The sequence below is a fragment of the Corynebacterium aquatimens genome, from assembly GCF_030408395.1.
GTDB lineage: Bacteria > Actinomycetota > Actinomycetes > Mycobacteriales > Mycobacteriaceae > Corynebacterium > Corynebacterium aquatimens.
This window is the reverse complement of record NZ_CP046980.1, coordinates 273,081-299,318: the sequence shown is the minus strand read 5'-3', so window position 1 is coordinate 299,318 and position 26,238 is coordinate 273,081. Positions and strand designations below refer to the sequence as shown.

General features: G+C 62.6%; 23 protein-coding genes. 3 read left to right on the top strand and 20 right to left on the bottom strand.

Annotated features, from left to right (window positions below; all coding sequences use genetic code 11):
- Nucleotides 1-13: 13 nt before the first annotated feature.
- The 10 genes from CAQUA_RS01345 to CAQUA_RS01300 form a co-directional block, all read right to left on the bottom strand.
- Nucleotides 14-1,525 carry a protoporphyrinogen oxidase gene (locus CAQUA_RS01345; RefSeq protein WP_196824843.1) on the bottom strand — a complete coding sequence of 504 codons (1,512 nt, stop codon included), beginning with the start codon at nt 1,523-1,525 and terminating at the stop codon, nt 14-16.
- Complete coding sequence (gene hemE / locus CAQUA_RS01340; RefSeq protein WP_376993178.1) at nt 1,518-2,603, bottom strand: uroporphyrinogen decarboxylase; 1,086 nt, start codon at nt 2,601-2,603, stop codon at nt 1,518-1,520. The genes CAQUA_RS01345 and hemE overlap by 8 nt, the downstream gene beginning before the upstream one ends.
- A gap of 16 nt (nt 2,604-2,619) precedes the next feature.
- Nucleotides 2,620-5,085, bottom strand: coding sequence for a heavy metal translocating P-type ATPase (locus CAQUA_RS01335; protein ID WP_196824845.1), 2,466 nt, complete (start codon nt 5,083-5,085; stop codon nt 2,620-2,622).
- Entirely contained in the window at nt 5,085-5,570 is a 486-nt protein-coding gene (locus tag CAQUA_RS01330) for a hypothetical protein (RefSeq protein WP_231375484.1), read from the bottom strand. The genes CAQUA_RS01335 and CAQUA_RS01330 overlap by 1 nt, the downstream gene beginning before the upstream one ends.
- A gap of 14 nt (nt 5,571-5,584) precedes the next feature.
- Nucleotides 5,585-6,202 carry a hypothetical protein gene (locus tag CAQUA_RS01325; RefSeq protein WP_196824847.1) on the bottom strand — a complete coding sequence of 206 codons (618 nt, stop codon included), beginning with the start codon at nt 6,200-6,202 and terminating at the stop codon, nt 5,585-5,587.
- Complete coding sequence (hemB, locus tag CAQUA_RS01320) at nt 6,199-7,248, bottom strand: porphobilinogen synthase (RefSeq protein ID WP_196825662.1); 1,050 nt, start codon at nt 7,246-7,248, stop codon at nt 6,199-6,201. The genes CAQUA_RS01325 and hemB overlap by 4 nt, the downstream gene beginning before the upstream one ends.
- A 46-nt stretch (nt 7,249-7,294) precedes the next feature.
- A complete protein-coding gene (locus CAQUA_RS01315; protein ID WP_196824848.1) occupies nt 7,295-9,010 on the bottom strand; it encodes a bifunctional uroporphyrinogen-III C-methyltransferase/uroporphyrinogen-III synthase in 1,716 nt (571 codons plus the stop codon).
- 150 nt (nt 9,011-9,160) lie between these two features.
- On the bottom strand, nt 9,161-10,048 hold the full coding sequence (hemC, locus tag CAQUA_RS01310; protein ID WP_196824849.1) for a hydroxymethylbilane synthase: 888 nt from the start codon (nt 10,046-10,048) through the stop codon (nt 9,161-9,163).
- Nucleotides 10,049-10,073: 25 nt separating this feature from the next.
- Nucleotides 10,074-11,432: a glutamyl-tRNA reductase gene (locus tag CAQUA_RS01305; protein ID WP_290178528.1), complete on the bottom strand. Its 1,359-nt coding sequence runs from the start codon at nt 11,430-11,432 to the stop codon at nt 10,074-10,076.
- A 68-nt stretch (nt 11,433-11,500) separates the two neighbouring features.
- Complete coding sequence (locus CAQUA_RS01300) at nt 11,501-11,740, bottom strand: glutaredoxin family protein (RefSeq protein WP_196825664.1); 240 nt, start codon at nt 11,738-11,740, stop codon at nt 11,501-11,503.
- A gap of 69 nt (nt 11,741-11,809) precedes the next feature.
- Between CAQUA_RS01300 and CAQUA_RS01295 the strand changes: the two genes are divergently transcribed.
- The gene (locus CAQUA_RS01295) at nt 11,810-12,796 is read left to right on the top strand and encodes an HAD-IB family hydrolase (RefSeq protein ID WP_196824850.1); all 987 of its coding nucleotides are present in this window, start codon (nt 11,810-11,812) and stop codon (nt 12,794-12,796) included.
- Nucleotides 12,797-13,179: 383 nt separating this feature from the next.
- Here CAQUA_RS01295 and CAQUA_RS01290 read toward each other — a convergent pair whose 3' ends face one another.
- The 8 genes from CAQUA_RS01290 to CAQUA_RS01255 all read right to left on the bottom strand — a co-directional run bounded on the left by CAQUA_RS01290 (nt 13,180) and on the right by CAQUA_RS01255 (nt 20,099).
- Nucleotides 13,180-13,281, bottom strand: a complete 102-nt coding sequence (locus tag CAQUA_RS01290) for a 30S ribosomal protein bS22 (RefSeq protein WP_003855542.1) — start codon at nt 13,279-13,281, stop codon at nt 13,180-13,182.
- Between the two features lie 296 nt (nt 13,282-13,577).
- Nucleotides 13,578-13,781: a helix-turn-helix domain-containing protein gene (locus CAQUA_RS01285; protein WP_196824851.1), complete on the bottom strand. Its 204-nt coding sequence runs from the start codon at nt 13,779-13,781 to the stop codon at nt 13,578-13,580.
- A 292-nt stretch (nt 13,782-14,073) separates the two neighbouring features.
- The gene (gene proC, locus CAQUA_RS01280; protein WP_196824852.1) at nt 14,074-14,886 is read right to left on the bottom strand and encodes a pyrroline-5-carboxylate reductase; all 813 of its coding nucleotides are present in this window, start codon (nt 14,884-14,886) and stop codon (nt 14,074-14,076) included.
- A 70-nt stretch (nt 14,887-14,956) separates the two neighbouring features.
- On the bottom strand, nt 14,957-16,129 hold the full coding sequence (locus CAQUA_RS01275) for an Rv0497 family membrane protein (RefSeq protein ID WP_196824853.1): 1,173 nt from the start codon (nt 16,127-16,129) through the stop codon (nt 14,957-14,959).
- Between the two features lie 154 nt (nt 16,130-16,283).
- Complete coding sequence (locus CAQUA_RS01270) at nt 16,284-17,210, bottom strand: Ppx/GppA family phosphatase (RefSeq protein ID WP_196824854.1); 927 nt, start codon at nt 17,208-17,210, stop codon at nt 16,284-16,286.
- A gap of 133 nt (nt 17,211-17,343) precedes the next feature.
- On the bottom strand, nt 17,344-18,042 hold the full coding sequence (locus tag CAQUA_RS01265) for a response regulator (protein ID WP_196824855.1): 699 nt from the start codon (nt 18,040-18,042) through the stop codon (nt 17,344-17,346).
- Entirely contained in the window at nt 18,039-19,322 is a 1,284-nt protein-coding gene (locus CAQUA_RS01260) for a sensor histidine kinase (protein ID WP_196824856.1), read from the bottom strand. Before CAQUA_RS01260 ends, CAQUA_RS01265 begins: the two co-directional genes overlap by 4 nt.
- An 18-nt stretch (nt 19,323-19,340) precedes the next feature.
- Entirely contained in the window at nt 19,341-20,099 is a 759-nt protein-coding gene (locus tag CAQUA_RS01255) for a phosphoglyceromutase (protein WP_196824857.1), read from the bottom strand.
- Nucleotides 20,100-20,164: 65 nt separating this feature from the next.
- On the opposite strand from CAQUA_RS01255, the gene CAQUA_RS01250 reads away from it, so the two are divergent.
- Nucleotides 20,165-21,499, top strand: coding sequence for a chymotrypsin family serine protease (locus tag CAQUA_RS01250; RefSeq protein ID WP_196824858.1), 1,335 nt, complete (start codon nt 20,165-20,167; stop codon nt 21,497-21,499).
- Nucleotides 21,500-21,518: 19 nt separating this feature from the next.
- On the opposite strand, the gene mshA is transcribed toward CAQUA_RS01250, so the two are convergent.
- Together mshA and CAQUA_RS01240 are read right to left on the bottom strand one after the other, a co-directional pair.
- Nucleotides 21,519-22,754: a D-inositol-3-phosphate glycosyltransferase gene (mshA, locus tag CAQUA_RS01245; protein ID WP_196824859.1), complete on the bottom strand. Its 1,236-nt coding sequence runs from the start codon at nt 22,752-22,754 to the stop codon at nt 21,519-21,521.
- 143 nt (nt 22,755-22,897) lie between these two features.
- Nucleotides 22,898-24,076: a MinD/ParA family ATP-binding protein gene (locus tag CAQUA_RS01240; protein ID WP_231375486.1), complete on the bottom strand. Its 1,179-nt coding sequence runs from the start codon at nt 24,074-24,076 to the stop codon at nt 22,898-22,900.
- Nucleotides 24,077-24,292: 216 nt separating this feature from the next.
- Here CAQUA_RS01240 and CAQUA_RS01235 point away from each other — a divergent pair, with 216 nt between their 5' ends.
- Nucleotides 24,293-26,164: a long-chain-fatty-acid--CoA ligase gene (locus CAQUA_RS01235; RefSeq protein WP_196824860.1), complete on the top strand. Its 1,872-nt coding sequence runs from the start codon at nt 24,293-24,295 to the stop codon at nt 26,162-26,164.
- Nucleotides 26,165-26,238: the final 74 nt, after the last annotated feature.

Here is a 26,238-nt window from a genome sequence, read left to right as displayed (position 1 = left end):
TTACCCCACTCGCCTACGCGCGACCCACTCCAGCCGCCCCACCGCGAGCGACGGACGTGGCGACCTCCCGCGCGTTGGCGATGACCGCGGGCACGCCCACGCCGCCGACCCACGCGCCGGTCACGGAGATCCCGGGCACGCTGGCGAGTTTCTCGCGGACAGCTGCGACAGTTGCGAGGTGGTGCTCGTCATAACGCGGCAGGCCACCGAACCACCGTTGCACGTAGATTTCCTCAAGCCCCGCCGCCCGGCCATCGAAGCCGGTGATCGTCTGCAGATCATCTAGAGCCCAGTCCACGAGGTCATCCTCGGACGCACGGATCGCAATGTCGTCGCCGAATCGCCCGAAGCTCGCGCGCACCATCGCCCCGCCTCGCTCACCGATGTGCGGCCACTTGCGCGAAGAAAACGTGAACGCCTTCGCCGTAATCCCTGGCTCGTCCGCCGCGACAAGCACACCGCTGTTGTCAGGCAATTGCTTATCGACGCCCCCCTCCCCGTCAAACCGCAACCCCACTACCACGGAGTTAGCAAGCTTCACGGTAGACAAGGACGCCGAGGCTTCCGGGGCGATCTTCTTCAAAAGAAGGGCAGTCGTGGGAGCGGGAGTGGCCAGGATGACGTGGTCGTAGACGGTGTCTTCACCACCGGTGAGACGGTAACCATTCCCGGCGCGCTCGATCCCGGAGATGAATGCGTCGACGTAGATGTCAGCGCCGGACTTCTCCGCGAGGGTCTCGTACAGCTGAGCGTAGCCGCCCTTGAAAGCAGCGAAGGCTGGTTTTGGTTGGCCCGAGGGGTTACCCGCGGCTTGGGAACGGCGCGCTTCGATGTTCTTCACCGCCGTTGACAGGTGCACCGTGCCATCTCCCTCGCCGGCGCTCTCGCTGGCGAGGCGGTCGAATTCCGCTGCGAGCTGCGGCATCGTGGCGCGCACGCCTAAGTCATCCGCGGCACAGGAGTAGACCCCGCCGAGGAGGGCGGAGACGAGCCGGTCGGCGACTTCATCGCCGTAGCGGGCGCGGACGATCTCGCCCACGTTCGCATCGCCACCGACGGTCCACGCGAAACCAGGTTGCTCAGCTTCATCGTCGATGCGCTGGGCTGTCGCCTCAGAGACGATGTCTTTGACCGGCTCACTGGAGCTGGGGATGCCCATGATCCCGGAGGTGGGGAGATCGTGGGTGGCGCCACCGCAGTAGACCAGGGAGCGGGCTGACGACGAGGCCGTGATGTCGTTCTTGAGTGAAAGCTCCTCGAAGAACTCCATCGCATCGGTGCGGTAGGACAAGAAGGCCTCGGCACCCATGTCGGTGGGGCCAGCCTCAAACGCAACGGTGTAGAGCTTGCCGCCGATACGATCCGTGGCCTCGTAGACATCGATCTTTGTTTCAGGAGCGTTCTCGTTCAGGCCCTGCTTGTTCAGGCCCTGCTTGTTCAGCTCGTAGGCGGCGGTGAGCCCGGCCAGGCCAGCGCCGATGATTGCGATTCGTGCTGTTTGTGGTGCGGCGGGAGTTTCAGTCATTGTGGGCCTCCTGATCGGCGGGTTCGTGGATGATGCGAACTGCTTCGGTGATGGCGTCTGGATCCGTGTCAGGCAAAACGCCGTGGCCAAGGTTGAAGATGTGGCCGGTCGCGTCGCCGGCCGCGATAGCGCGGGCAGCCTCCGCCTTGATCCGAGTTACTTCGGCGCGAACAACATCCGTGCCAGCAAACAGCATCGCCGGGTCAAGGTTGCCTTGTAGGACCTTCGGTTCGTGGAAACGACGGGCAGCCGTGTCGAGGGGCACTCGCCAATCGACGCCCATGACTTCAGATCCCGCCTCCGACATGGCACCGAGCAGTTCACCGGTAGTGACGCCGAAGTGGATCCGGGGGATCTCGGGCACTGCAGTCGTCTCGGAAGCAACGCTGGCGAGGATCTCGGTCGAGTATGGCAAGACGTGGCGCCGGTAGTCGGCTTCGGTGAGGAAGCCGGCCCAGGAATCGAACAACTGCATGGCGTCGATGCCCGCGGTGATCTGGGTGTGCAGGAACGCGGTGATGGTGGGTACGAGCCGGCGCATGAGGGCGTGCCATGTGTCGGGATCGCCGTGCATCATCGCTTTGGTCTTCTCGTGGTTCTTGCTGGGGCCACCCTCAATGAGGTAGCTGGCCAGGGTGAACGGGGCGCCAACAAAACCAATCAGGGCCTGGGTATCGGTGAGTTCGCCCAGGATGATCTCGATGCCGGCAGCGACTTCCGCGACGTCATTGTCAAGGACCGGCAGGGCGGCAACGTCTTCGGCCGAACGGATCGGAGAACCAACGACGGGGCCGCGGCCCGGCACGATCTCCACGTCAACACCCGCAGCGCGCAGCGGCACCACGATGTCCGAGAACAAGATCGCGGCGTCGACATCGTGGCGGCGAACAGGCTGCATGGTGATCTCCGCGAGCAGCTCCGGCATGAAGCAGGAATCCAACATCGCGATGCCTTCGCGCACGGCACGGTATTCAGGCAGGGACCGGCCGGCCTGGCGCATGAACCACACGGGGGTGCGGGACGGGGTGCGGCCGAAGGCTGCGTCGATAAGTGGGGCGTTGCTAAGAGTTCGTTTCATTGGGGTCATTCAAGCGCTAGTAGGTCGGGTACTTCCGGGCCCGCATGGACAGGCCCTCAATGAGGAGGGATGAACCCACCATCAGCACGGTGGCGATGATGGGCGGGAGAAAACCGGCGGCGGCCAGAGTCATGGCGGTGGCGTTGTACGTCCACGACAACGCCAGGTTCCGGTCGATTATCATGCACACGCGACGGGCGTGCTGGATAAGTTGCGGCACCACTGATACGTCGTGGCGCAGCATGACGACGGACAACCCGCGCCGCTTCTTGCGGCTTGCCTCAAGGTCGGAGGTCTGCGCGTACATCATCGCCACATCCGCGGCCTTCAACGTGGACAAAATGGCGCGGTCGCCCACCATGGCGACTTGGCTGCCGTCCACCTGCAATGCACGGATGGTGCCAGGCTTGCGGTCGTTGGTGATGCCCGCCAAGACGCTTGAAATTCCCAGGTAGTTGGCAAAGCGCCGCGCAACGGGGTACATGTCGCGCGTGAGCATGGTGGTTTCCACGCCGAGGGATTCCAGCCACTCGATGGCATCATGGGCGTCGTCTTTGAAGGTGTCAAACATGGTGATGACACCACGGTCCTTGCCCTTCCACCCGACGATGAGCGGGGTGCCGCCGGACGTCGCCGCGACAGCCAAAGGCCCGGGCAGGTAGCTCAAGTTGGTGGGGCGCCACATGACGGCTTCAACAGTGTTGGTGTGCTCGTGGCCGTCCTCATCCACCCGGACGAAGGCTACGCGCCCGCGGACGTCGCCGCTTTTGGCTTCTTCCTCGCTGACGAGCTCGTAGCGCACGGGCAGCTGTGGGTCTCGGCCCGACTGCGTCATGGCCTCACGCGAAGCGCGCACGAGGCCTTCGGCCATCGGATTGTCTAGCTCAATCGACAGGGTGCCGGCGGTGCGCAGCACCATCTCTTTGTCCTCGCCGGGAAGTGCCGTGACGGTTTCGACGGTCATCGTCGGCTCCACCAGGGCGCCGGTGCGGTTAAACACAGCCACGTCAACGGTCTCCAGCGCGCGCAGCACCGCACCATCACGCACCAATACGCCGTGGCGCGCCGCGGCCTCAATGCCTAAGCGCAAGGCTAACGACGGAGACAGTGCTAGCGCCACCGGCGCCACGCACGACAGCACAGCCAGCACGGTGGAAAACGCCGCATTGTAATCCCGGCTGATCAAGCCCCACAGCGCGAAGCTGGCGAAGGCCACGCTGAACGCAATGGGCAAAAGCACCGCCGCGGATTTCTGCGACTGCGCGGTGGCAAACCGCTGCCGGTCCTCAGCTTCAGAGAGCCAGCGGTACACGGACGCCCATCTCGTGGCATGGGCGGTGCGCTCGGCGCGCACCTTGATTTCCCCGTCGCCGATAACGGAGCCCGCGTACACCTTGGAACCCACCTTGACCTCGTTGGGTTCGTGGAAATCAATCAACCCCGGCCGCAGGCTTGCGCGTCCGCCGACCACCTGGCCGTCCACCGGCACGGTTTCACCAATGTGCACAATCACGTCATCGCCGCGAGTCAGCTCAGAAACCGGTACGCGCTCCTTGGACACGTCCGCGCTGCCCCGCCGTTTCACGGTCCGCGTTACTTCCACGTTGGGGTCGAAGTCGATGCGCGACATTTCGTCGATAAGCAACGTGCGCGCGCGGATGGAGTTGCGCCGGCCGAAAAGAAGAAGGACCGTGATTCCGCAGGCCACGTCGAAGAAAAGCTCCGGGCCATGTGTCTGCGAATGCTGCAGCGCAAACCACCTAAATTCCCACGTCCAACCGGTGTAATCAATCGGCCGGGCGATGACGGCGACGGCGGACCAGAAAAACGCCAGCAAGATCGCAACTGAGCTAGCGCCGTCAAGCGCTGTGATGCCGCGGCGCACACCGCCCACGAGCGCCCGGTGGAAGGGGAACGCGCACCAGGTGACAACCGGTATCGACAACGCGAAAACCAGCCACTGCCACCCGGTGAAGTGGAACTGCGGGGTGTAGGACACGATCAGCACGGGCAAAGTGAAAAGGACCGCGATCCACAACCTCGCCGGGGTAATCAGATCCCGCGCAGTGTAGAGCACGTCGGGTTGGGCCTGCGCGCGCGTGCGCGAGGAACGACCGAAACCCGCTTGGCGTGCGCGCGCGTGGTGCGCCGCTTCCTCGCGACGACGCCGGCGAACACGACCCGTCATTGCTTTCGTGCCACGGCGCGGCGCGTAGTACTCCGGCTGCGACAGCCAGGCCTCGCGGCGCAGCACGGACGACTCCGACAAGGTGGCCGTGATGCCGTGCTCCGCAAAGGCCTCGATGAGACGCTCAGGCGATACCGCTGGCGGCGCCGTCACCCACGCTTTCTTCGTTGGGTGAACGATGGTGACTCGCACGCCCTGGATGCTGTCGAGGGCCTCTTCAATCGCAGGGAGGTCGGGCGCGTCGGGGAGGTCCTCCAGCTCAAAGGCATAGGACGCGTGCGGGCGGGACGACATTAGAACTTCGGGCTTTCCCGCTCAATGTAGGCGTTGGAATCGCGGCGGAAGAGGAACAACAACGAAAACGCCAACAACACTACGATCAGCATGGACAACGCCAGAGCCGTCACGCGAAACAGCACCGCAGCGACGTTAAGGAAAATGGCAAGCGCCGCAAGACCCGCCGCGATGTTGCGCGCCAGGCGGCTACCGCGCCTGAAGTACGACGCCACCGACGTAAGTCCCAGCGCCAGCACCATGTTGCCCAGCGCCGTGATCCGCATATTGGTCATGTAGAAACGACGCACCTCTTCCAGGGCCGGATCCGCGGGATCACCCGGGAACCCCTTGGACAACAGCACCATGCCCACGACCAACATGACCACCGATGCCGAGCACGCCAAGTAGAACGACGTGCGCAGGTTCGCTGGCCAGTCCTCCCCCAACTCGATTACTGGCCGCCGGTTGGGGTCATTAGGGTCCGCGACAAAAGTCGGAAACATTCCCGCCATGGTTATTAGATGCTACTGGGTGTATGCCGGTTGTGGGAACCCTTCGCTTCATCGGCTGGCTCAGACCATTTACGCGCTTCATCTTGCGTGGCAAACATGATCGCGCACACCCCAACCACACCGATGATGATCTGCACAACCCCGCCCGTGGCCAACAGCGCCGTCGGGCCGCCGTACGCACTGGGCACCACCATGAACACCATGAGCATCCGCAGCGCGAAGAATCCGGAGAGCACCGCCAGCATCCGCCGCGCGGTCTCGGCCCACTTCTTCCGCTGCGCGTACGCCGTCAGCGCCCACACCATCACCAGCAGCAGGAGCAGCGAAAACATCGCGGCAACGCCCACCGAGAGATACGCGGAAAGATTCACCAGGTTTTCGGATGCTGGCTCCCCCACTCTTTTCGCGGCCTTCCGCGCCTCCTCTTTCAGGCTCGCGGGGTCCGCCAACGACAGCGCAACATCCACCATCAGCCGCACCAACTCCCCGGACAGCATGATCGCCCACGCCACAATCACGTAGCGCACTACCTCCGGGCGTTCCTCTGCCGCCGTCGGACCACCAGGCTTGCCTGCCCCGCCAGCTCCAGCCGATCCTCCGCCAGGAAACCCCAGGGTGCTCATCGCACCTCCTTGGCCAGCGCACGCGCCGCGTCAATAGCAAAGTACGTCAAAATCAGGTCTGCTCCCGCGCGCTTGATCGCGGTCAGCGACTCCATCATCACCCGCTCACCGTCGAGCCACCCGTTCGCGGCCGCCGCGTTAAGCATCGCGTATTCGCCGCTCACCTGGTACGCAGCCACAGGTACTGGCGAAAAATCAGCGACCTTCGCTATCACGTCGAGTGAGCTCAACGCTGGCTTCACCATCACAAAATCCGCGCCCTCGGCAAGGTCTAGTTCCACCTCACGGAGGGACTCACGCACGTTCGCCGGATCCTGCTGATAGGTAGTGCGGTCGCCTTCCAGCGTCGATTCCACCGCGTCACGGAACGGCCCGTAGAACGCGGACGCGTACTTCGCGGAGTACGCCATGATCGCCACGTCCGTGTGCCCCGCGTCATCCAGCGCCTCCCGGATCGCCGCCACCTGGCCGTCCATCATCCCCGACGGGCTCACCACATGCGCGCCCGCGTCCGCTTGGGCCACCGCCATCTTCGCGTACAGCGGCAGCGTCGCGTCATTGTCCACTCGCTTATCGACGACAACCCCACAATGCCCATGGTCCGTAAACTCATCCAGGCAAGTATCGGCGATCAGGATGAGACTATCGCCGAAATGCCCCCGCAGGTGCCGCAGAGCCCGGTTGAGAATCCCATCCTCAGCCCATGCCTGTGACCCCGTCGCATCCTTGGATTCTGGCGTGGGCACACCAAAGAGCACCACTGCCTTAATCCCCACCGCCAGGGCTTCTTCACAGATGTCCACCAAAGAGTCCATCGAGTGCTGGTACACCCCCGGCATCGACGCGATCTCCCGCCGCTGGTCAACACCACTACCCTCGGCGCTGGCTGTGCCAGCACCGCACAGATCAGCGGCGACAAACACCGGCAGGATCAGATCCGCGGGCGCTAGCCTGGTCTCGGCGACCAGCTCGCGCATAGCCGCAGATGTGCGTAGGCGACGAGGCCGTTCAAGGCCCGGCCCCTGTGGCCCCTGTGACAAATTCATTGCAGACTTCACGCCCCCATTGTGTCACGCCGCTAACAATCGGCAGTTACGCTGACTCTGCCTTCCGGCGGGTGCGGCGCTTCTTCCGCGGCGGCGGCAGCTGGCCAGAAGCGCGAAGGGCGGCAACATGGTCCGCCAATGCGTCGACAAGCGATGCGGTGTCCGCGACCTCAGGCACCACGTCGACACGCAAGCCCTGCTCCTGTGCCTCCGCGGCGGCCATGGGGCCGATGCACGCGATGATTGTGCGTGAATGCGGCTTGCCCGCGATGCCCACCAGGTTCTTCACCGTGGACGCGGACGTGAAGCACACGGCGTCAAAACCACCGGTCTTGATCATGTCGCGGACCTCCGGCGGCGGCGGGGCGGCACGCACGGTGCGGTACGCGACCACGTCATCGACTTCCCAGCCGAGCTCTTTTAGGCCATCAACCAGCACGTCGGTGCCCAGATCCGCGCGCGGCAGCAGCACGCGGGAGACAGGATCAATCTCTTCGACGTACTCCGGGAAGATGTCCACAAGCCCCTGGGCGTTCTGCTTACGGCGGTGCGGGATCAGCTCAGGGATCATGCCGCGGGCACGGATCGCGTCGGCGGTCTTCTGGCCCACGGCCGCGAGGTGAACGCCCGCGAACGAGCGCGCGTCAAGGCCGAGCTCTTCGAACTTGTCCCACACTGCGTTGACCGCGTTGACGGATGTGAACGCGATCCACTGGTAGCGGCCCTCCACAATGCCTTTGATCGCGCGGTCCATCTGCGCGGGGTTGCGCGGCGGCTCCATGGAAATCGTGGGCACGGACTGCGGGATCGCGCCGTAGCCATTCAGGCGCGCGCTCATCGGCCCAGCCTGCTCCTTCGTCCGCGGCACGAGCACGCGCCAGCCGTACAGCGGCCGGTTCTCCCACCAGGAATACTTCGAGCGATTATCGACGGCCGTTCCAATCGTCACCACGAGCTGGCCCGCGAGATCCGCATCAAGCTTGCCGACGGTCCCCAGCGTGGCGTCAAAGGTCCTCTGCAAACGCGTGGTGCCGTTGGTGGTGACAGACAGCGCCGTCGAGGCGGCATAGCCACGGGATGTGAGTTCTTGGGCCAGGATCTCAAGCTGCTCTGCCTGCGCCTGAAGCACGAGCGGCTGCGGCGCAGCCGCTAGGCTGTCCCAATCGATCGGCTCGTTGGCTAAGTCCGCCTCGGTGTACGTGGAACCAAGCGCGATACCCGCGAACGACGGCACCGTTGACGGCAATGACATTCCCGGCACCACCTGGAATTCAATGCCCGCTGCGGCCACGGCGCTGATTTCATCCATCACCGCGTTGCGGGTCAGCGGGTTGCCCGCCACCACACGCACCACGTCACCGTCGCCCGCTTCCCCGCGCGCGATCAGATCCGCCGCCTGGTCAAGCGCTTCATTCAGCGCCGCGACAATGTCCGCCCCCGGCGCGAGCTCCGTTAGCTCTGCTGCCGTTGGTGCTTCGGGCTTGGCAGGTTTGCGACGCGCACCGGCCTCTTTTGCCTTGGCGCACATTTCTTCATAAGCGGCTTCTGCGGCTTCGAGCTTTTCACTGGGAACCGGCAGCGCCGATGCAACAACGCTGCGCACGCCGTTGGAGACCTCTGGATCTACGACGGCTACGGAGTTGCGTTCAAGCACCTCTCGTGCGCGGATCGTCAGCAGGTCCGGGTTTCCCGGTCCAGCTCCAACAAAGATGACCTTGCCGCGTGCGGGGACAGTCGACGCGGTCGTGGCGGAACTCGGCATAGATGAAGTCTCTTCTAGAAGATCTAGTCGGCGAACATGTGACTCAACTTCGGGCCCGCCTTAAGCAGACCAAATAAAAACGGCGTAGATGCCGTGTGATATTTACACCTTAATTTGCGAGCCCCGTATTTCAAAACCGCTAGGCCCGGCCTAGAGGTAGCGGGCACAGTCGTCGTCGATAAGCGTGCGCGCGACGTCGCGGCCAAGCGCCTGCGGGTCCGTCCCGCTAGCGGAGGCGGTGGCGCGGCCGGAACCGTCAAGGGCGAAAACCCCGGCGCGCAGGGTGATGACACCACTAGCGTCGCAGGTCGCGGTGGCGGCGACGGGGGCGGTGCAGCCAGCTTCGAGTTCGGCCAGCACGGTACGTTCGGCCTGAACGCAGGCGATGTCGGACGCCACCGCGAGTGCGTCAATCGCTTCCCGCACTTGTTCATCATCGGCGCGGCACTCAACGGCCAGCGCTCCCTGGGCAGGCGCGGGCATGAACACGTCTGCATCAAACAACTCGGTTGCGCGCGCGCCAAGGCCCACCCGGGACATCCCGGCGAACGCCAGCACCACGGCATCCAACTCCCCGGACGTCACCCGGCCCATGCGGGAATCAATATTGCCGCGCAGTGGCAGAATCTCCAGGTCAGGGCGCAGGGCGCGAAGCTGCGCGATCCGGCGTGGCGCGGACGTCCCCACCCGCGCGCCCTCCGGAAGTTCAGCAAGGGTCAATCCGTCACGAGCAATCAGTGCTTCGCGGTTGTCCTCCCGCGGCGGCACGATGAGGTGCGTGCGCGGCTCGTGCGCGGTGGGCAGATCCTTGTGCGAGTGCACAGCCACGTCGCATTCACCGCGAAACAGCGCCTCACGTATCGCGGTGGTGAACACGCCCACGCCGATGCGCTCCACCGGCGAATGGTTTATGTCCCCAGGCGTGGTCACAATCGTCAGCTCCGCCGGGTTCCCACCGCCGATCAACGCGTCCCGGACATGCCCCGCCTGTGTCGTGGCCAGTACAGACCCACGGGTCCCGATCCTCAAGGTACGCATCAGTCTCTCCTATCGTTCCCGCGGCTCATTCCCCATTAGGCGCCTGACGCTTCAAGTCACACAGGCCCGTTAACTGGGACGCCTCAAAGTTGAAGGTGGGCGTGCGGTGCGCGACCACCTCGTCTTCAAGCCCGAAAAGCTCGCCGATCGTCGTCTCAAGGTCTTCCATGTCGCCTGCGCTGGCGATCTCTTTGATCTTCACGGTCGGATGGTGCAGAAGCTTATCGACGACCCTCTTCATCGCCCGAGTCACCTCCGCGAACTCATCGTCCCCGAGCTGCGGCAGGCGCGTGCGAAGCTTAGACAGTTCATCATCGGCGGTGCGGGAAGCAGCAACACGCAGCTCAGTGACCACGGGAGCGATCTCGCGCACGCGCTGATCGGTGGAATACGCCTCCATTTCCTCAGCGACGATGGCCTCCGCAGCCTCACGCGCTGGCCCCGCGACGCTTTGCCCGATGGATGCGGAAAGGCGCTCAATGTTGATCAGGTGAATCCCGGGTAAGTCATCCACGGCATCATCGATATCGCGCGGCAGAGACAGATCCACCAGCACCCGCGAACCCGGCGCGGTGCCCAGAACCTCCGGCGTGACAGTGAACCCCCCGCTTGCCGTCGCGCTGACCACGATGTCCGCGCGCTCGATCGCCTCAGCGCGGGCGTCAAAGTCCACTACCTCAGCAGCAACCCCTGCCTGGCTGGAATGTTCCGCTAAGCGTTGTGCCCGCTCGCGAGTGCGGTTGGCCACAATCAGCCGCTCCACCCCGAGTCGACCCAGCTGTGTTGCCGCGAGCGAACTCATCGCCCCAGCACCCAGCACCACCGCCGTACGCCCGGAAAGGTCCGCGCGCCCCATCGCCGCGCAGGCTTCATCCAGCGCGACCGACACCATGGATGCCCCCGCGGAGTCAATCTCCGTTTCCGTGTGGACACGCTTGCCAGCCCTCAGCGCGGATTGCGCCAGCGCGTGAAGCGCCGGCCCGACGGTCCCCGCCCCCGCGGCGTCCTGGTACGCAGTACGCATCTGCCCCAAGATCTGCTGCTCCCCCACCACCATGGAATCCAGCCCCGCGGCCACCGTCATCGCGTGGTAAGCCGCCGCATCCGCGTAGCGCACATACAGGTATCGCCGCAGGTCCGCGGCATTCACGCCGGAACACCGCACCAGAACATCCATGACCGCGCGCACCCCGGGGTGAAACGCCTCGGCCACCACGTAGACCTCCATGCGGTTGCATGTGGAGATGATCATCGCCTCACTCAGCGGCGCTTCTTCAATCAGCGCGGTGGCGGCAAACACGCGGTGTTGTGCGTCCATGCTGAGCTTTTCCAGCACGGCAACTGGCGCCGAGTGGTGCGACATTCCCACGACTAAAACTCCCACCGCGGTTGTCCTCCTTCCCCGCTCATCCTCGCTTATCGTCGCTTATCGTCCGAAAGATTGAGATACCACTAAACGATACTCGCGGCCCCGCGCGCCCTCAATTCCGCCTCAAGCTCCGCGTCATCGACCTCCCAGCACGCGAATTCATCCCCATCAATCACAACAACAGGCACGCGGTCGCCGAATTCCATCGCCAGCTCATCATCACCGTCCACGTCCACCGCAACTAAACGCGCGCCAGCACGCTTCACGACGGGTTCAATCTGCGCAAACACCCGCTCACACGATCCGCATGTTTCACGCACCATCAATTCCACAAGCGGCTGGGGCTGCCCAGCTTCCTCCACAAGATTCGGCACATGTTTTAGGCTACTTACATGAGCTCACACGGCAACGTCCGCCGCTTCATTGAGGGCACCGCAGTCCCACCGCTTAGCGACGAAGCGCAGCGCATCGCTGGTGCCGCCGCCGCAGCGGCCGCCTTCGAAGAATCCTTTGGAATCCATGTTGAGGACTTTCAGACCGGCATCGATGCCGTCTCCGGTGCCGCTAACTCCGGCGGCTCCATCCGCATTACTGAACCCGACCCGGACATCCCGCAGCACGCCACCGCCGCTGCATTCTTCGACGTGGACAACACCCTGATCCAGGGTTCTTCCCTGATCCTTTTGGCCATGGGTCTGTACCGCAAGAAATTCTTCACCCTAAAAGAAATCCTCCCGGTTGTCTGGATGCAGGTGAAATACCGCGTCAAAGGCAGCGAACTACCCGACGCCATGGTCTCCGGCCGCGCCCTGGCCCTGGAATTCATCAAAGGCCGCCGCGTCGACGAACTCCAGGCCATCTGCCGCGAAATGGTGGATAAGCAGCTGTTGGACCGCACCTACCAGGGCACCCGCGAACTGGCACAGATGCACATCGACGCCGGCGAACAAGTCTGGTTAGTCTCCGCCACCCCTGTCCAGGTCGGCCAAATGCTTGCGGAACGCCTCGGCTTCACCGGCGCCCTCGGCACCGTCGCTGAGGAACAAGACGGCGTGTTCACCGGCCGGCTGATCGGCGACATCCTCCACGGCCCCGGTAAACAACACGCCGTGGCTGCACTCACCGCCATCCAGCAGTTCGACTTGGAGCAGTGCACCGCCTACTCCGACTCCTCCAACGACATCCCCATGCTGTCCATGGTTGGCACCGCCGTTGCCATCAACCCCGACAAAGAACTGCGCCACCACGCAAAATCCCACGGCTGGCTCATCCGCGATTACCGCTCCGTCCGCCGCGTCTTCTCCACCCTGGCCCTCCCCGCCCTCGCCGCCAGCGCCGTCGCCGCCGCCGCCGCCCTCGCCTTCCGCTCCCGCCCCTAACCCCCGCAAATGCTCGTTCCAGCCCCCCGATTTAGCAAATGCTCGTTCCAGCCCTACCCCCCTCCCGCAAATGCTCGTTCCAGCCCTACCCCCCTCCCGCAAATGCTCGTTCCAGCCCCTCGATTTAGCAAATGCTCGTTCCAGCCAGCGGGCTTACTCGCATAACGAGCATTTGCAGACACCAACTACTCGTATAACGAGCATTTAAGAACGAGCATTTGGAAATTCAGCCGCTAAGACGAGCATTTAGAAACGAGCATTTGGAAATTCAGCCGCTAAGACGAGCATTTAGAAACGAGCATTTGGAAACTCAGCGGCTAAGACCGTCGAGGAATGCAAAACGGGGCCCGATCAAATCGGACCCCGTTGAAAAGCAAAAGGTTTTACTTGCCAAGCTTGCGACGCTGAACGCGCGTGCGGCGCAGCATCTTGCGGTGCTTCTTCTTGGACATGCGCTTGCGGCGCTTCTTGATCACTGAACCCATGGGGCACTCCTCATTTCTCTTCGTTTGTTCCAAGCGGGCGTGCGCCCGAAACTCTGACGAGGCGCGAAGCCCACACTGTCGGTGTGAACACTCGCGCCGGTAAAAGCGTTAATGAGGAATCAGTTTACAGGTCAGCCCCGTGGGAGAAAAAACGCGGTTGCTTTACCGCTGCATCCATCTGCATTCATCGTTGGAATTGGGGTGCAGGTGATCCTGCTGGGACTGCTCTGTGGCCAACTCAGCCGACAACCCAGCCGACAAACCCAGCCAACGCCGAAGCCGCGGGCTAGCAAACGCTAGCTGACGTCGCTGACAGCCTCGAAAGTGGAAGCATCAAGGTACTCGCTCACAGCGTTTTCGTTTACGCGGAAGGAGCGACCTACGCGCACGGCCGGCAGTTCGCCAGCGTGGACGAGACGGTACACCGTCATCTTGGAAACGCGCATGATCTCAGCGACCTCAGCGACGGTCAGGAACTTACCCTTATCTTCGTTTGCCATGTGTTTATGACCCTTCAGGACCTCAAAAGTACACGTGGCGCTGTAGGCTTCCCCTCCCACAGGACGATCACTCACGTGCTTTAGCTAGCCTAGCGTGAAAGTAGTGGCACATGCGACTCAAAAGCCAAAAAACTTCCACTTTCTTCACAGCTTTTACACCGCCGCGCGCGCCCGAAGCCCCCGCAACCACGCCGCCAGACGCCTCATCGCAACACGATTTGCCCACTACAACGCCATTTTCCGTAACGTCCGACCCGACCGACAACCGGCACCGCCAAGTGTGCCCAAACCGTTATTTTCCTAGTTCCGCGGAGCGCGCAACGTTGGCGCGAGTCGCGCGGTAGAAGGCGCCGCGGATGCCGGATTCCTCCAATTCCTGGATGGCGGCGACGGTGGTCCCCGCGGGAGAGGACACCGCAGCGCGTAGTTCCACGGGCGACGCGCCGCTGTGTGAAAGCATGCACCCTGCCCCCTCCGCCGTAGCAGTGGCAAGCTCCATCGCGGATTCGCGGGTAAGGCCTAGCGCCACCCCAGCGTCGACAAGCGCTTCAGCGACAAGGAAGAAGTACGCCGGGCCGGACCCTGAAATGGCCGTCGCCGCGTCGATCTGGCTTTCCGGAACAACAACCACCCGGCCGGTGGCGGACAACAGTTCCACGACCATTTCTTTCTGGTCGTCTTCCACGAACTTGCCAAAGGACACCGCGCTGACACCCTTGCCCACGCGCATGGGCGTGTTGGGCATGACGCGCACGATCGGCGTTCCCGCGTTGTGCGCAGCCTCATCGAGCGACTCCAGCGTCACCCCCGCAGCCATGGACACCAACACAGTGGCGGTCTCATTATCGGCCAAAGTTTCCGCCAGCTCCGTGAACACGTCCACGATTGAGTGCGGCTTCACGCACACGAAGCACACGTCCGCCCCGGAAGCGGCCTCCGCATTGTCCCCCGTGACGTTCACCCCGTACTTTTCGTGCAGCTCACGGCTACGTGCGCAGGAGCGATTCGTCGCAGTAATAGTCTCCGGATCGTGCCCAGCGGCCACCAATCCAGAAATCAGCGCTTCACCAATGGTGCCAGCCCCAATGATTGCAATAGTGCTCATGGGGTCCAAGACTGCCACACCGTGGCGCTACATGCCCAGGCAAGCCCCCGGCAGCGCCCGGAGCAGCGGTTTAAAGCAGCAGGACGACAGCCGGCCCGAAGGTCATCGCCAAACCAGCGAGACCCGCCAGCACCTGCGTCAGCGTGTCGCGCCCCGTCTTCATCGACCGAACGCCAACCACAACACCGACCGTGACCAGGCCCGCGAGGATCGACACGATCCACTTCGCGTAGTTCCCCCACAGGTACTGGAACGCCAGGAACACCAGCACACCTAGCACCAGGCCCGCGAACACCATCAGCACCAGGCCGATTGGGTTTACGGCGTTGTCAGCCTCGTCTTGGTATTCCTCAACGTCGTCATACACCGGCTCGATGGGAGCTTTTTGCTTATCGACGATCGGCCCCACCCCATCAGCCCCCACCTGATCAGCGACCGGCTTTTGCGAAACCGGTTTTTCTACCCTGGGCTTGTCGACTGCGGGCTTTTTGACTGTGGCCTTCTCGACTATGTCCTTCTCGGCCGGGGTCTTCTCGGCCGGGCCCTTCTCCGCCAGCGGATTCACCGACTCATCGCGAACGACGGGAACCGGCGCGGTCTCTTCAAACGCCTTCTCTGGCGACGGCACCGGCAACGGCGCATTGCCAAAACCAGCTGGCTTTGCCGCTGGCTTTGACGCTGCCCTCGGTTCAACCGGCTTCTTTACGTCCGGTTTCTCAGCGGTGACCTTCGGAGCCACCTTCGGCTCCAGGGGCTTCGCCGCCTCGGGCCTTGCCTCCGGCTTTACCGGTTCCGGCTTTGCGGTGTCGGTGCGCTTTACCTCCGGCTTTACAGCCTCGGGCTTGTCCGCGGTGAACTTGCGCAGGGTGATGGTGTCATCAGCGCCAGGTGCCTGGGCCTTGGGCTTCTCCGGCGTCTGGGGCTGGATTTTCTTCACCTCAGGCTTCGGAGCCGCAGGCTTCTGAGCGGCAGGCTGCGGAGCGGCAGGCTGCGCGGGAGCAGGCTGGGCGGCGGTGGGCTTCTGGGGTGCAGGGGCGGGCTCGTCGATAGGCACGGAGGAGTGCTTGACCTCGGCGGGGCGGGCGTCGACGGCTTTGAGGGAGCCGGTCAGTTCGGCGACGGACACGCCGCCGTCTTCGAGGCTGCGGCGGCGACGGCGACGGGGTTGCTCACCCTCCGCCTGCGGGTTCTCCTGCTGCGCGCGGGCGAGGAGCTCCGCAACAGTCAGTTGCTTATCCGGCATCGGTCGTCTTCTCCTTATTTATGCCACCGTTTGTACGCCACCGTGAGGTGCCAACACACAACTTCCACGCTACCCCTTAAGCTAACGTTCAAGTTAACGTTCAGCTTACTGGTTGAATGCTGGCCGCTTGAATTAACGCGGCTGAATGCACCACTTATGCGCTCTGATCAATCTGCCGAAGTATCACGCCTTCGCGCAATGCCCACGGGCAAATCTCAAGTTTTTCGAGCTTAAGCGCACGCATCGCCGCCTCCGCAACCAGCGCACCGGCGACAATCTGGTGCGAGCGGTCGGAGCTCACGCCTTCGAGTTCGGCGCGGTCAGAGGCGGTCATGCGGGAAATGAACGCGATCAGCTGACGCAGACCCGGCGCGGTCAGAGTGCGCTTCACGTAGGGCCCAGCGGAACTCGGCGCGGCACCCGTCAAGCGCGCGAGCGTGCGGAAGGTCTTCGACGTACCCACGGCCAGGCCGGCCTCACCCTTAGCCAAGAATTCCTCGGCGGCGGCGCTCAGTTCCGCGTCGATGAAGTCACGAAGGGTGTTGATCGTCTTCTTTTCAGGCGGGTCGTGGTCAAACCACTCGTGCGTCAAGCGTCCCGCGCCAAGATCAAGGGACACGGCGATGTCTGGGATTTCGTGGTCACCAGTGGACATCTCCAGTGAGCCGCCGCCGATATCCAGGTTGGTGATCCGCCCAGCCGACCAGCCATACCAGCGGCGCACCGCCAGGAACGTCAACCGCGCTTCGTCCTCACCGGAGAGGACATTTAACCGAACTCCGGTTTCTTTTTCCACGTGGTCCAAGACATCCTCGGAGTTCTTCGCGGACCTCACGGCGGACGTTGCAAACGCTAAGAAGTCCTCACACTTGAGGTTTCCGGCCAGGTCAGAGGCCTCTTTAACGGCGCTCGTTAGCTTATCGACGCCCTTGTCCTCAATGTTGCCCTTTTTGTCCAGCATCTCCACGAGTCGCAGTGACTGTTTCCAGTCGCTCATCGGGGTGGGACGGCCGCCGTTTTTGGCATCTACTGCTACGAGGTGGACAGTGTTGCTGCCCACGTCCAATACACCTAGTCGCACGATATATAAGCGTAGACCGAAACGGCGTTCCTTACGGAATCGCGCGGCTTTCTTCACACCCGCGCCCGACCGGTTCGATCCATCGTGAGGGCGCTTCCTATCGGCTCGATCCATCGTGAGGGCGCTTGCGCCCTCACGATTCGAACTTGTACCCCAAGCCGCGGACGGTCACCAGCAGGGCTGGGCGGGACGGTTCGGCTTCGATTTTGGTGCGTAGGCGCTTGACGTGGACGTCCAAAGTCTTGGTGTCGCCGACATAGTCGGATCCCCAGATACGGTCAATCAGCTGGCCGCGGGTAAGTACGCGGCCGGAATTGCGCATGAGGTATTCAAGCAGGTCAAACTCTTTAAGCGGCATGGGCACCGGCTGCCCGTCGACAAGCACGGTGTGGCGCTCAACGTCGAGGCGGACCCGGCCGCCCTCAAGAATGTTTTCGCCGTCGGCTGGTTCGAGTTCTTCCACGATGTCCACGCGGCGGCGCAGGACCGCGCGGATACGGGCGATGAGTTCACGGGTGGAGTACGGCTTGGTCACGTAATCATCGGCGCCGAGTTCCAGGCCGACGACCTTGTCGATCTCCGAGTCACGCGCCGTGACCATGATGATCGGCACGTTTGACGTGGCGCGCAGCTTCTTGCAGACGTCCGTGCCGGACATGCCTGGAAGCATGAGGTCCAGCAGGACCAGATCGACGTTGTTTGCTTCAAACTCGCGGAGCGCAGTAGCACCATCGCCGGCGACGATTGCCTCAAAACCTTCCTTGCGCAGTAGATACGCAAGTGGGTCCGCCAACGACTCCTCATCTTCGACGATCAGGATGGTCGTACTCATTGCGTGTCCTTTCTGGCAGGCTTCGACAGAGAGTCTGGTTTCCGTGATTCGGATGTCAGTCGAAGGTCAGTTTTATTGTCAGTATTCACTTCTGGCTTTGCGTCGGCTTTGACCCCACTGATGTCAGAGACCTCAGGAATATCCGCGAGCGCCGGGGGCACGACCGGTGGCGCGGACATGTTTGCGGCGTAAACGGGAAGCTCAATGGTGAACGTTGAGCCTGTTCCCAGCCGGGACCATAGTTTGATATTACCGCCGTGGTTTGCCACGACGTGCTTAACGATGGCCAACCCCAGACCCGTTCCGCCAGTGGAGCGTGAGCGGGCTTTATCCACGCGGAAGAAACGCTCGAAAACTCGTTTTTGGTTCTCCGGCGCGATGCCAATGCCGCGGTCGGTAACGCGGATCAAAACCACAGAATCCCGCACGACCTTCTGCGTGACAGACACTGGTTGGCCTTCAGCGGAGTAATTGATGGCGTTGGTAACCAGATTCGACAGGGCGGTGACCAAGAGCGACCTGTCGCCCATCACGTAGGTATCGGAGGTTTCACCACGGGTGAGCTCGATGTTTTGGTTGTCCGCGGCAACCTGGTTGCGCAGCATGGCCTCATCAATAATGTCGTCGACGCGCACGGGGGCCATCTCCGGCAGAGCCTCTGCACCCTGGAGTTTGGACAAGCTGATCAAGTCAGAGATCATCCCGCCCATACGGTGGGATTCCTTGAGCAGCTTCTCGCCGAAGTACCGCACAACGCCGGGATCTTCAGGATCTTCAAGGAGGGCCTCGGCAAGCAACGACATACCCCCAACCGGGGTCTTTAATTCGTGGGAGACGTTAGCCACGAAGTCACGGCGGGCCGATTCCATGCGCGCGTTTTCGGACTCATCGGTGGCGTACACCGCTACAAAGTCCCCGTCGGGAAGCGACAGCGGCGTGACCACCGCGCGGACGTTGGTGATGCGTGACCCCGTGGAACGCCGTCGCAGCGTGAGATCGATGGACTGGGATTCTTTCTCCGCGAAGACGCCCTCGGCGACAGCCCGTACCTCAGGGTTGAGCGTACGGTCGTGCACGATCGACATGTCGTGCGCACGCGCGTTGGACAAAACTACATCCCCACCGCGACCAATCACCGCCACCCCCGTTGGCGAAGATTGGATCACAAGGTTGAGGATGTAGCCCACCGTGCGCGCTTGGGCATCATCGTCTTCCTCCGCCCGCCTGTTCTCATGCGTGCCGAGGTAGCGCTTGGGGTGCCACCAGCTTAACGACGCCACGACTGCGCTGTATCTGCCTTACTTACCCTGGTTAGCCACCGCGGCAGCACCCGCTGCAGCAGCCTCTGGATCCAGGTACGTACCGCCCGGGTTTGCTACATGTCCGTTCTCATCGAACTCGTAGACCAGCGGCATACCCGTGGGGATGTTCAGGCCCGCGATGTCCTCATCGGAAATGTTGTCCAGGTACTTCACCAGCGCGCGCAGGGAGTTACCGTGCGCGGCCACCATGACATTCTTGCCCTCAAGAACCTGCGGGCGGATCGAGTCGATGTAGTACGGGGTGAAGCGCTCCACCACGTCTTTCAGGCACTCCGTGCGCGGGACGTCTTCTAAGAATGCGTAGCGGGCATCATCGGTCTGGGAGTACTCGTTGTCCGGGTCAATCTCCGGCGGCGGGGTGTCGTAGGAGCGGCGCCATTCCATGAACTGCTCCTCACCGAACTCCTCGCGGATCTCAGCCTTGTTCAGGCCCTGCAGCTTGCCGTAGTGACGCTCGTTGAGGCGCCAGTTGCGCACCACCGGGATCCAGTGGCGGTCAGCCTCATTGAGGGAGATGTTGGCGGTGCGAATCGCGCGACGCAGAAGCGACGTGAAGACGATATCCGGCAGGATGCCCTTGTCCTTCATCAGTTTGCCCGCGTTGACTGCCTCCGCTTCACCCTTCTCGGTGAGGTCAACGTCTACCCACCCAGTGAACTGGTTGGACTCATTCCATGTGCTCTGGCCGTGGCGGACCAAAATCAGCTTGCCGTTGCTGTTTCCTAGTGTTCCCATGCCTTCCACCTTGCCACGATTTTTCTACCCGCGTCGGGAGTTAGGTGTGTTGTACGGTAGGTTTCATGTTCGCTCTCGCCCCGCTTTCCAAAAACTCAACAGGTTCTGGCCGCAGCCCGCGACGTTTGCCCCGCATGGCGCACCTTGCGGCGGCAAGCCTGGCTGCATTGACCGTGTGTGCAGGTGGGTTCGCTCCCGCGGCCCACGCTGGGGGTCCAGCACCAGCGCAACTTCCCCAGACCGCGCCTTCGAAGGCCGCGGGCACGGCGGGCGGCGCCATCGCTGGCCCTGGTGCACCACTGCGCCTTCGTATCCTCACCCCTCCGGAGCCGCTTGACTACTTCGGCACTGAAATCCCCTTACCGCAAGAGGCCAACCTGGCCGCCTGCTCCCAGGGTTTCGTGGGCCACGTCAACGGCAGCCGAGTCATGGTGACTGCAGGCCACTGCCTGAAAGGCACTAACCCGACGGAAGAGCAGCTGGATTCCGTTGTGTACTCCCCGCTGCCCGGTGGGTTGACCCGGATCGGTGAAACAGAGCACGCCTCATTTTTGGATTCGTTGAATGAGGACGAAGAAGACCTCATTGTCGTGGCTAACCAAGTATTCAATTCCAGCGACTGGGGCACGGTGCGCCTTGATCCTGGCGTCCCAGACACGCGCGTTGCGCAGTCCCGCGACGCATTCGGCGGTGACCTGTCCGCCCCAGTTGAGCTAGTTGGCGTGCGCGACTGGCGCACCCTGGGTGAGCAAGACATTGTCTTTGACAATTTCGGGCAACCGATTTGCAAGGACGGCTACACCACTCAGCGCACCTGCGGCACCCAGCTTTTCCGTACCCGCAACGGCGTGTGGTCGTTTGGTATGTACTATGACCACGGCGATTCCGGCGGCATCAACTTTGATCCCGTCACCCGTGAAATCTTGGGCGTTAGTTCCCAGGGAATAGGCCCGCTGGGCCGCGCGCAACCGGCCGATGTCGTACTGGAAACCGCCTACGGTATCCCCGACGGTGAGGTCAACGCACGTTTCAAGCTGACCGACTCCACCGCGCAGCAGCCGGAGTTCACCAGCATGGCTAGTGAACAGCAAGAGGTGGAAAACTACGTGTTTGACACAATCATCGCTACTGCACCGCCGGTCGACGTGGATGCTGAATACGACAAGCTCAACAATGACATCGGCGCAGCGATCGGCGACACCGCACACCGCGCCGGCAACATCGCGTGGGGAGCCGTCACCACCGGCAACGTTGACGCAGCCCGCAAACAAGGTGAGGAACTTCTAGGCCAGACGATCGAAACCGGCATGGGGTTCAATGCCAGGTTCGAACAAATCCAGCTGGCCACAGCGGTCGAGGAAGAACGCGCCGCTAGGCAAGCAGCTCCGCACAACCGCTAGAAGCTAAGAGCCCGGCACCTTAGTCGCCGCTCGCGCCCGCCTGTATCCCTCCGTACACGTCTGCCAATGCGGCTGCCGAAGCGGCCCAGCTGAACGTCATCGCCCGTTCGACAGCGGCGGTAGCCATGGTCAGTCGGCGCGAATCGTCGTCAAGCAGCGCGCTCAACGCGTCTGCCCAATCCGCGGGGTCGTGGCCGTTGACCAACACCCCCGTAACCCCATCGGCGACGGCGAGCGGCAACCCGCCAACATTCGCTGCAACAACCGGGGTGCCGGTGGCTTGCGCTTCCACCGCAACCAGCCCAAAGGACTCGTTGTAACTCGGCACCGCGACGATGTCCGCCGCCTGGTAGATCTGCACGAGCTCTTCTGGCGGACGGGGCCCGAAGAATCGCACGCGCCGCTCGACACCAAGCTCTCGCACGAGCGCACGATATTCCTCGACGGTAGCCTCGCTTCCCGACGCTCCCCCGCAGATGATCACCCGAAAATCGCGCTCGGGATCCCGCTCGAGCATGATTGCTGCGGCGCGGATGAGAACGTGCGGCCCCTTGAATTGCTGAAGACGCCCCACGAACGCGACGACTTTGGTGTGCAGGGGAATCCCCAGGTGGCGCCGCGCCAGTTCTGTGTTGCGGTTGGTCCCCGGCGTAAACAGATCGGTGTTCGCACCGGGTGTGACCACACGAATTTTCGCCGGATCAACGTCATAGTGCGTGGACAGTTGCACCGTCTCATCGGGCGTGTTCACAACCAACACATCGGCGTTGTCCACCAACTGCTGTTCACAAATCCGACGGGCTTCGGTTTCCGGTGAATCCGTTTCCGCGCGGTGCGCATTTTTCACGGCTGCCCACGTGTGCCCGGTATGAACAAGCGGCACGCCCCACAGGTCCCGCAGCAGCCACCCCACCTGGCCGGACAACCAGTAATGCGAATGGATCACCGAGTACCCACTCTCCCCCTTGGCAAACGCGATGATTCCACCGGCAAACGCCGCTAGCTGCGTGGGCAGGTCCTCCTTGGATAGGCCTTCATACGGCCCCGCCACGATGTTGATGACCCGCAGGTTCTCCTCCACCTGCACCACCTCGCCCAGGCTTGGCCGGGTTGCGCGCGTGAAGACATCCACGTTCACCCCCTGTTTCGCCAGCTCCCGCGCGATGTTCAGCACATACACGTTCATGCCACCCGCGTCCCCCGATCCAGGCTGCTCGAGGGGGGATGTGTGCATGGAGATCATTGCTACGCGCATGCGCGCAATGATACGACCCCGCGAGAGGTTCGAGGGCAACCAGTGAAAACGTTTGCGCTCGGTACTCCCGGAACCTGTATTTCCCCTGGTGAAATTTACTTGCACCGGAAAATCAGCAAACGTTTTCACGCACCCGACCGTCGCTAAGGCGCGGCGTGCTTGTGCCAAGCCCCGAAATCCCCGGCAACGGTGGCAGCCAACTCCTCGTAGGCCCGGCGCGTGGATCGCGCAACGCGATCTACATCCACGACGGACCCCTCAGCCAGGTGCGGATCGTACGGGATCACGTGCACAGCCTTCGTGCGTGCCGCGAAGTGCTCCACCAATCGGTCCATGTCAATGGCTGGTTTAGGGGAGGCTGTTGAGGAAATCACCACTACCGCGTTCGCCGCCAAGCGTTCATATCCGTGCAGGGTGAGCCAGTCCAACGTCGCCGACGCTGATTGCGCCCCGTCCAATGCGGGTGAAGACACTAAGACCAGAGTGTTGGCTAGGTCCAGCACACCCGCCATCGCGGAGTGCATGAGCCCCGTGCCGCAGTCGGTCAGAATCAAGTTGTAGTGGTGCTGCAAAATATCCACGGCACGGCGGTAATCAGATTCAGAAAAGGCCTCGCTTACTGCGGGGTCGCGCTCAGATCCGATGACTTCTAACCGCGATAGGCCCTGGGTGGTAAACGCCCGCACCTGCGCATACCGGGTGGTGTCTGAGGCGCTCAGCAGGTCCCGGATCGTGGCGGGCCCCGGCGCGGCCACGCGTTGCGCAAGCGTCCCAAAATCCGGGTTCGCATCTATCGCGATCACCCTGTCCCCCCGCGCTTGGGCGAACACAGAGCCCAGCGCCACGGTGGTTGTGGTCTTACCCACTCCACCTTTCAGCGACATCACCGCAATCCGGTAGTCGCCACGCAACGGCGTGCGGATAGTTTCTTGCAGCGAGTTCCACCCCTGCTCACGCCGTGAGGCTCCCGGATTCACTCTCCCGCCGCTGACGGAATGCACGACCTTTCGCCACCCATTCTTCGGTGGCGCTTTCACCGCCCGCACCAGATCACCGCGGCTCAAGGGAGCGTTGCTTTGCGACGCCACCCTCGCACCCGCATCGGCCCCCACCGGGACATGGTCACCACCCGCAACCCCAGGCGGCTCAACTACGCGGTGGGCACCGGTACTGGCGTCATCTCGGAGCGGCCCTGCCTGGATCCACTGTTCGAGGCCGTACGGCAACGCGGCTGAAGACTCATCACCCAGACCGTGGTGCCCGGACGGTTGTAAATGGTGTGGTGGCTGTGGATCCTGCGCACGGTGGCGGACGGTAGTCATGTAAACCCCCCATTGGTCAAACAGCCAGATCCCCCCGGACCTGAACAAGCTGTTAAACGGATAGTAGCAGCCCTGTAAATGCCGTGCCGCACTTAAAGATGCCTTTAATAAGTGACAGAACTCATAGGTTTAGCCTCGCGGTGACCACTTGGCCCCTATACTTAAGTAGTTAAGGAAAGAAAATAATCTCTACTAACTATTGGAGGGTAAAGACGCATGTCGGCATTCGAAGAGCGCGCCTGGCTGAAGCACTACGCAGAGTGGACACCGCATGAGGTGGAGCTTGGTGATGACACGCTGGTGGACATCTACAAGGAAACCCTGTCGAAGAAGGCCCACAAGAACGCAACTTGGTTCTTCGGCCGCACCATGACCTACGCCGAGCTGGACAAGATGGTTAACTCCGCAGCCGCTGGTCTGAAGGCATTCGGCGTGCGCAAGGGTGACCGCGTTGCGCTGGTCATGCCAAACTGCCCACAGATGGTGATCTCCTTCATGGCCACGCTCAAGCTGGGCGCTTCGGTGGTGTGCCACAACCCGCTGTACACGGAGCACGAGCTGCGCTACCAGTTCAATGACCACGGTGCCCGCGTGGCCATCATGTGGAACAAGGCGGCTGGCAACCTCATCGGCCTGAAGAAGGACACTCCGTTGGAGACCATCGTTGCGGTCGACATGACCAAGATGATGCCTAAGTACATGGAGTTGGCGCTGAAGTACGTGCCTTTGAAGAAGCTGCGCGAATCCCGCGACAAGCTCTCCGGCAAGGCCCCGGACACCATCGCGTTTGAGACACTGCTCTCCCCCGCCATTGGCGGCGACGGCCACGACCTCGGTTGGCCGGACATCACGCAGGATGACACCGCGGTTATCCTGTACACCTCCGGCACCACCGGTGAGCCGAAGGGCGCACAGATCACCCACGGTAACTTCAACCACCAGATGAAGGCCGGCAAGGCCTGGGCCCCTGACCTGGGTCAGGTTGATGAGAAGATCTTCGCGGTGCTTCCGCTGTTCCACGTCTACGGTCTGGCACTGAACCTGGGTCTGGGCATCATGGTCGGCGGCGAGATCACCCTCCTGCCGGCACCGGAGCCGGACCTGATCCAGGACGCTCTGAAGAAGAACCCACCGACCTGGGTGCCGGGTGTTCCTACCCTGTACCAGCGCATTGCTACTTCCGCGAAGGAGAGCGGCAAGAAGCTTGACTCCATCCGCAACTCCTTCTCGGGTGCATCCACCCTGCCGGTCTCCACCGTTGAGATGTGGGAGGAAGTCACCGGCGGTCGCCTGGTGGAGGGTTACGGCCTGACGGAGACTGCCCCGATCGTCACCGCCAACCCCATGGACGGCAACCGCCGCCCGGGCTACGTGGGTATCCCGTTCCCGAACACCCTGGTGCGCATCGTCGACCCGGACAACCCAACGGAGCTCATGCCTGACGGCGAAGCCGGTGAGCTGATTGTGAAGGGCCCGCAGGTGATGAAGGGCTACCTGAACAAGCCTGAAGCCAATGAGAAGGCCTTCGTCGACGGCTACTTCCGTACCGGTGACATGGGCGTCATGGAGCCGGATGGCTGGATCCGCCTGGTCTCCCGCATCAAGGAAATGATCATCACCGGCGGCTTCAACGTCTACCCGGATGAGGTGGAGAACACCCTGCGTGACCACCCGGACATCGAGGACATCGCCGTCGTCGGCCGCCCACGCGAAGATGGCTCTGAGGATGTTGTCGCCTGCATCACCCTCGAAGAGGGCGCCGCACTCGACCCGGAGGGCCTCAAGGATTTCGCGCGTGAGCGCCTCACTCCGTACAAGGTTCCGCGTACCTTCTACCACTTCGAGGAGCTCAACCGCGACATGACCGGCAAGATCCGCCGCCGCGAGGTTCAGCAGGCTCTGATTGACCGCCTCAACGCCGGCACCGCTGCCGACGGCCAGAACAAGGACGGCAAGCCCGAGGCCCCGTCCGAGCAGGAAGTCGAGAAGGGCGAGAAGGAGAACGGCTGGTCCGTCGAGCAGGCCCCGGAGGGCACCGACGCCGACCGCGACAAAGTGGAAGACAACCCCGCCGAGGACGCACAGTAAAAGCTGAAGCAAAAGGAAGCTAGCTTCGCTTAACGACGAAAGTTAGCTACCGCGCAGCCACAAAGGCCGCCACC

Excerpts from the sequence above, each read along its gene's own strand:
- CAQUA_RS01345 (WP_196824843.1), bottom strand. The coding sequence starts at position 1,525 with ATGACTGAAACTCCCGCCGCACCACAAACAGCACGAATCGCAATCATC.
- hemE (WP_376993178.1), bottom strand. The coding sequence starts at position 2,603 with ATGAAACGAACTCTTAGCAACGCCCCACTTATCGACGCAGCCTTCGGC.
- CAQUA_RS01335 (WP_196824845.1), bottom strand. The coding sequence starts at position 5,085 with ATGTCGTCCCGCCCGCACGCGTCCTATGCCTTTGAGCTGGAGGACCTC.
- CAQUA_RS01330 (WP_231375484.1), bottom strand. The coding sequence starts at position 5,570 with ATGTTTCCGACTTTTGTCGCGGACCCTAATGACCCCAACCGGCGGCCA.
- CAQUA_RS01325 (WP_196824847.1), bottom strand. The coding sequence starts at position 6,202 with ATGAGCACCCTGGGGTTTCCTGGCGGAGGATCGGCTGGAGCTGGCGGG.
- hemB (WP_196825662.1), bottom strand. The coding sequence starts at position 7,248 with ATGAATTTGTCACAGGGGCCACAGGGGCCGGGCCTTGAACGGCCTCGT.
- CAQUA_RS01315 (WP_196824848.1), bottom strand. The coding sequence starts at position 9,010 with ATGCCGAGTTCCGCCACGACCGCGTCGACTGTCCCCGCACGCGGCAAG.
- hemC (WP_196824849.1), bottom strand. The coding sequence starts at position 10,048 with ATGCGTACCTTGAGGATCGGGACCCGTGGGTCTGTACTGGCCACGACA.
- CAQUA_RS01300 (WP_196825664.1), bottom strand. The coding sequence starts at position 11,740 with ATGGTGCGTGAAACATGCGGATCGTGTGAGCGGGTGTTTGCGCAGATT.
- CAQUA_RS01295 (WP_196824850.1), top strand. The coding sequence starts at position 11,810 with ATGAGCTCACACGGCAACGTCCGCCGCTTCATTGAGGGCACCGCAGTC.
- CAQUA_RS01290 (WP_003855542.1), bottom strand. The coding sequence starts at position 13,281 with ATGGGTTCAGTGATCAAGAAGCGCCGCAAGCGCATGTCCAAGAAGAAG.
- CAQUA_RS01285 (WP_196824851.1), bottom strand. The coding sequence starts at position 13,781 with ATGGCAAACGAAGATAAGGGTAAGTTCCTGACCGTCGCTGAGGTCGCT.
- proC (WP_196824852.1), bottom strand. The coding sequence starts at position 14,886 with ATGAGCACTATTGCAATCATTGGGGCTGGCACCATTGGTGAAGCGCTG.
- CAQUA_RS01275 (WP_196824853.1), bottom strand. The coding sequence starts at position 16,129 with ATGCCGGATAAGCAACTGACTGTTGCGGAGCTCCTCGCCCGCGCGCAG.
- CAQUA_RS01265 (WP_196824855.1), bottom strand. The coding sequence starts at position 18,042 with ATGAGTACGACCATCCTGATCGTCGAAGATGAGGAGTCGTTGGCGGAC.
- CAQUA_RS01255 (WP_196824857.1), bottom strand. The coding sequence starts at position 20,099 with ATGGGAACACTAGGAAACAGCAACGGCAAGCTGATTTTGGTCCGCCAC.
- CAQUA_RS01250 (WP_196824858.1), top strand. The coding sequence starts at position 20,165 with ATGTTCGCTCTCGCCCCGCTTTCCAAAAACTCAACAGGTTCTGGCCGC.
- mshA (WP_196824859.1), bottom strand. The coding sequence starts at position 22,754 with ATGCGCGTAGCAATGATCTCCATGCACACATCCCCCCTCGAGCAGCCT.
- CAQUA_RS01240 (WP_231375486.1), bottom strand. The coding sequence starts at position 24,076 with ATGACTACCGTCCGCCACCGTGCGCAGGATCCACAGCCACCACACCAT.
- CAQUA_RS01235 (WP_196824860.1), top strand. The coding sequence starts at position 24,293 with ATGTCGGCATTCGAAGAGCGCGCCTGGCTGAAGCACTACGCAGAGTGG.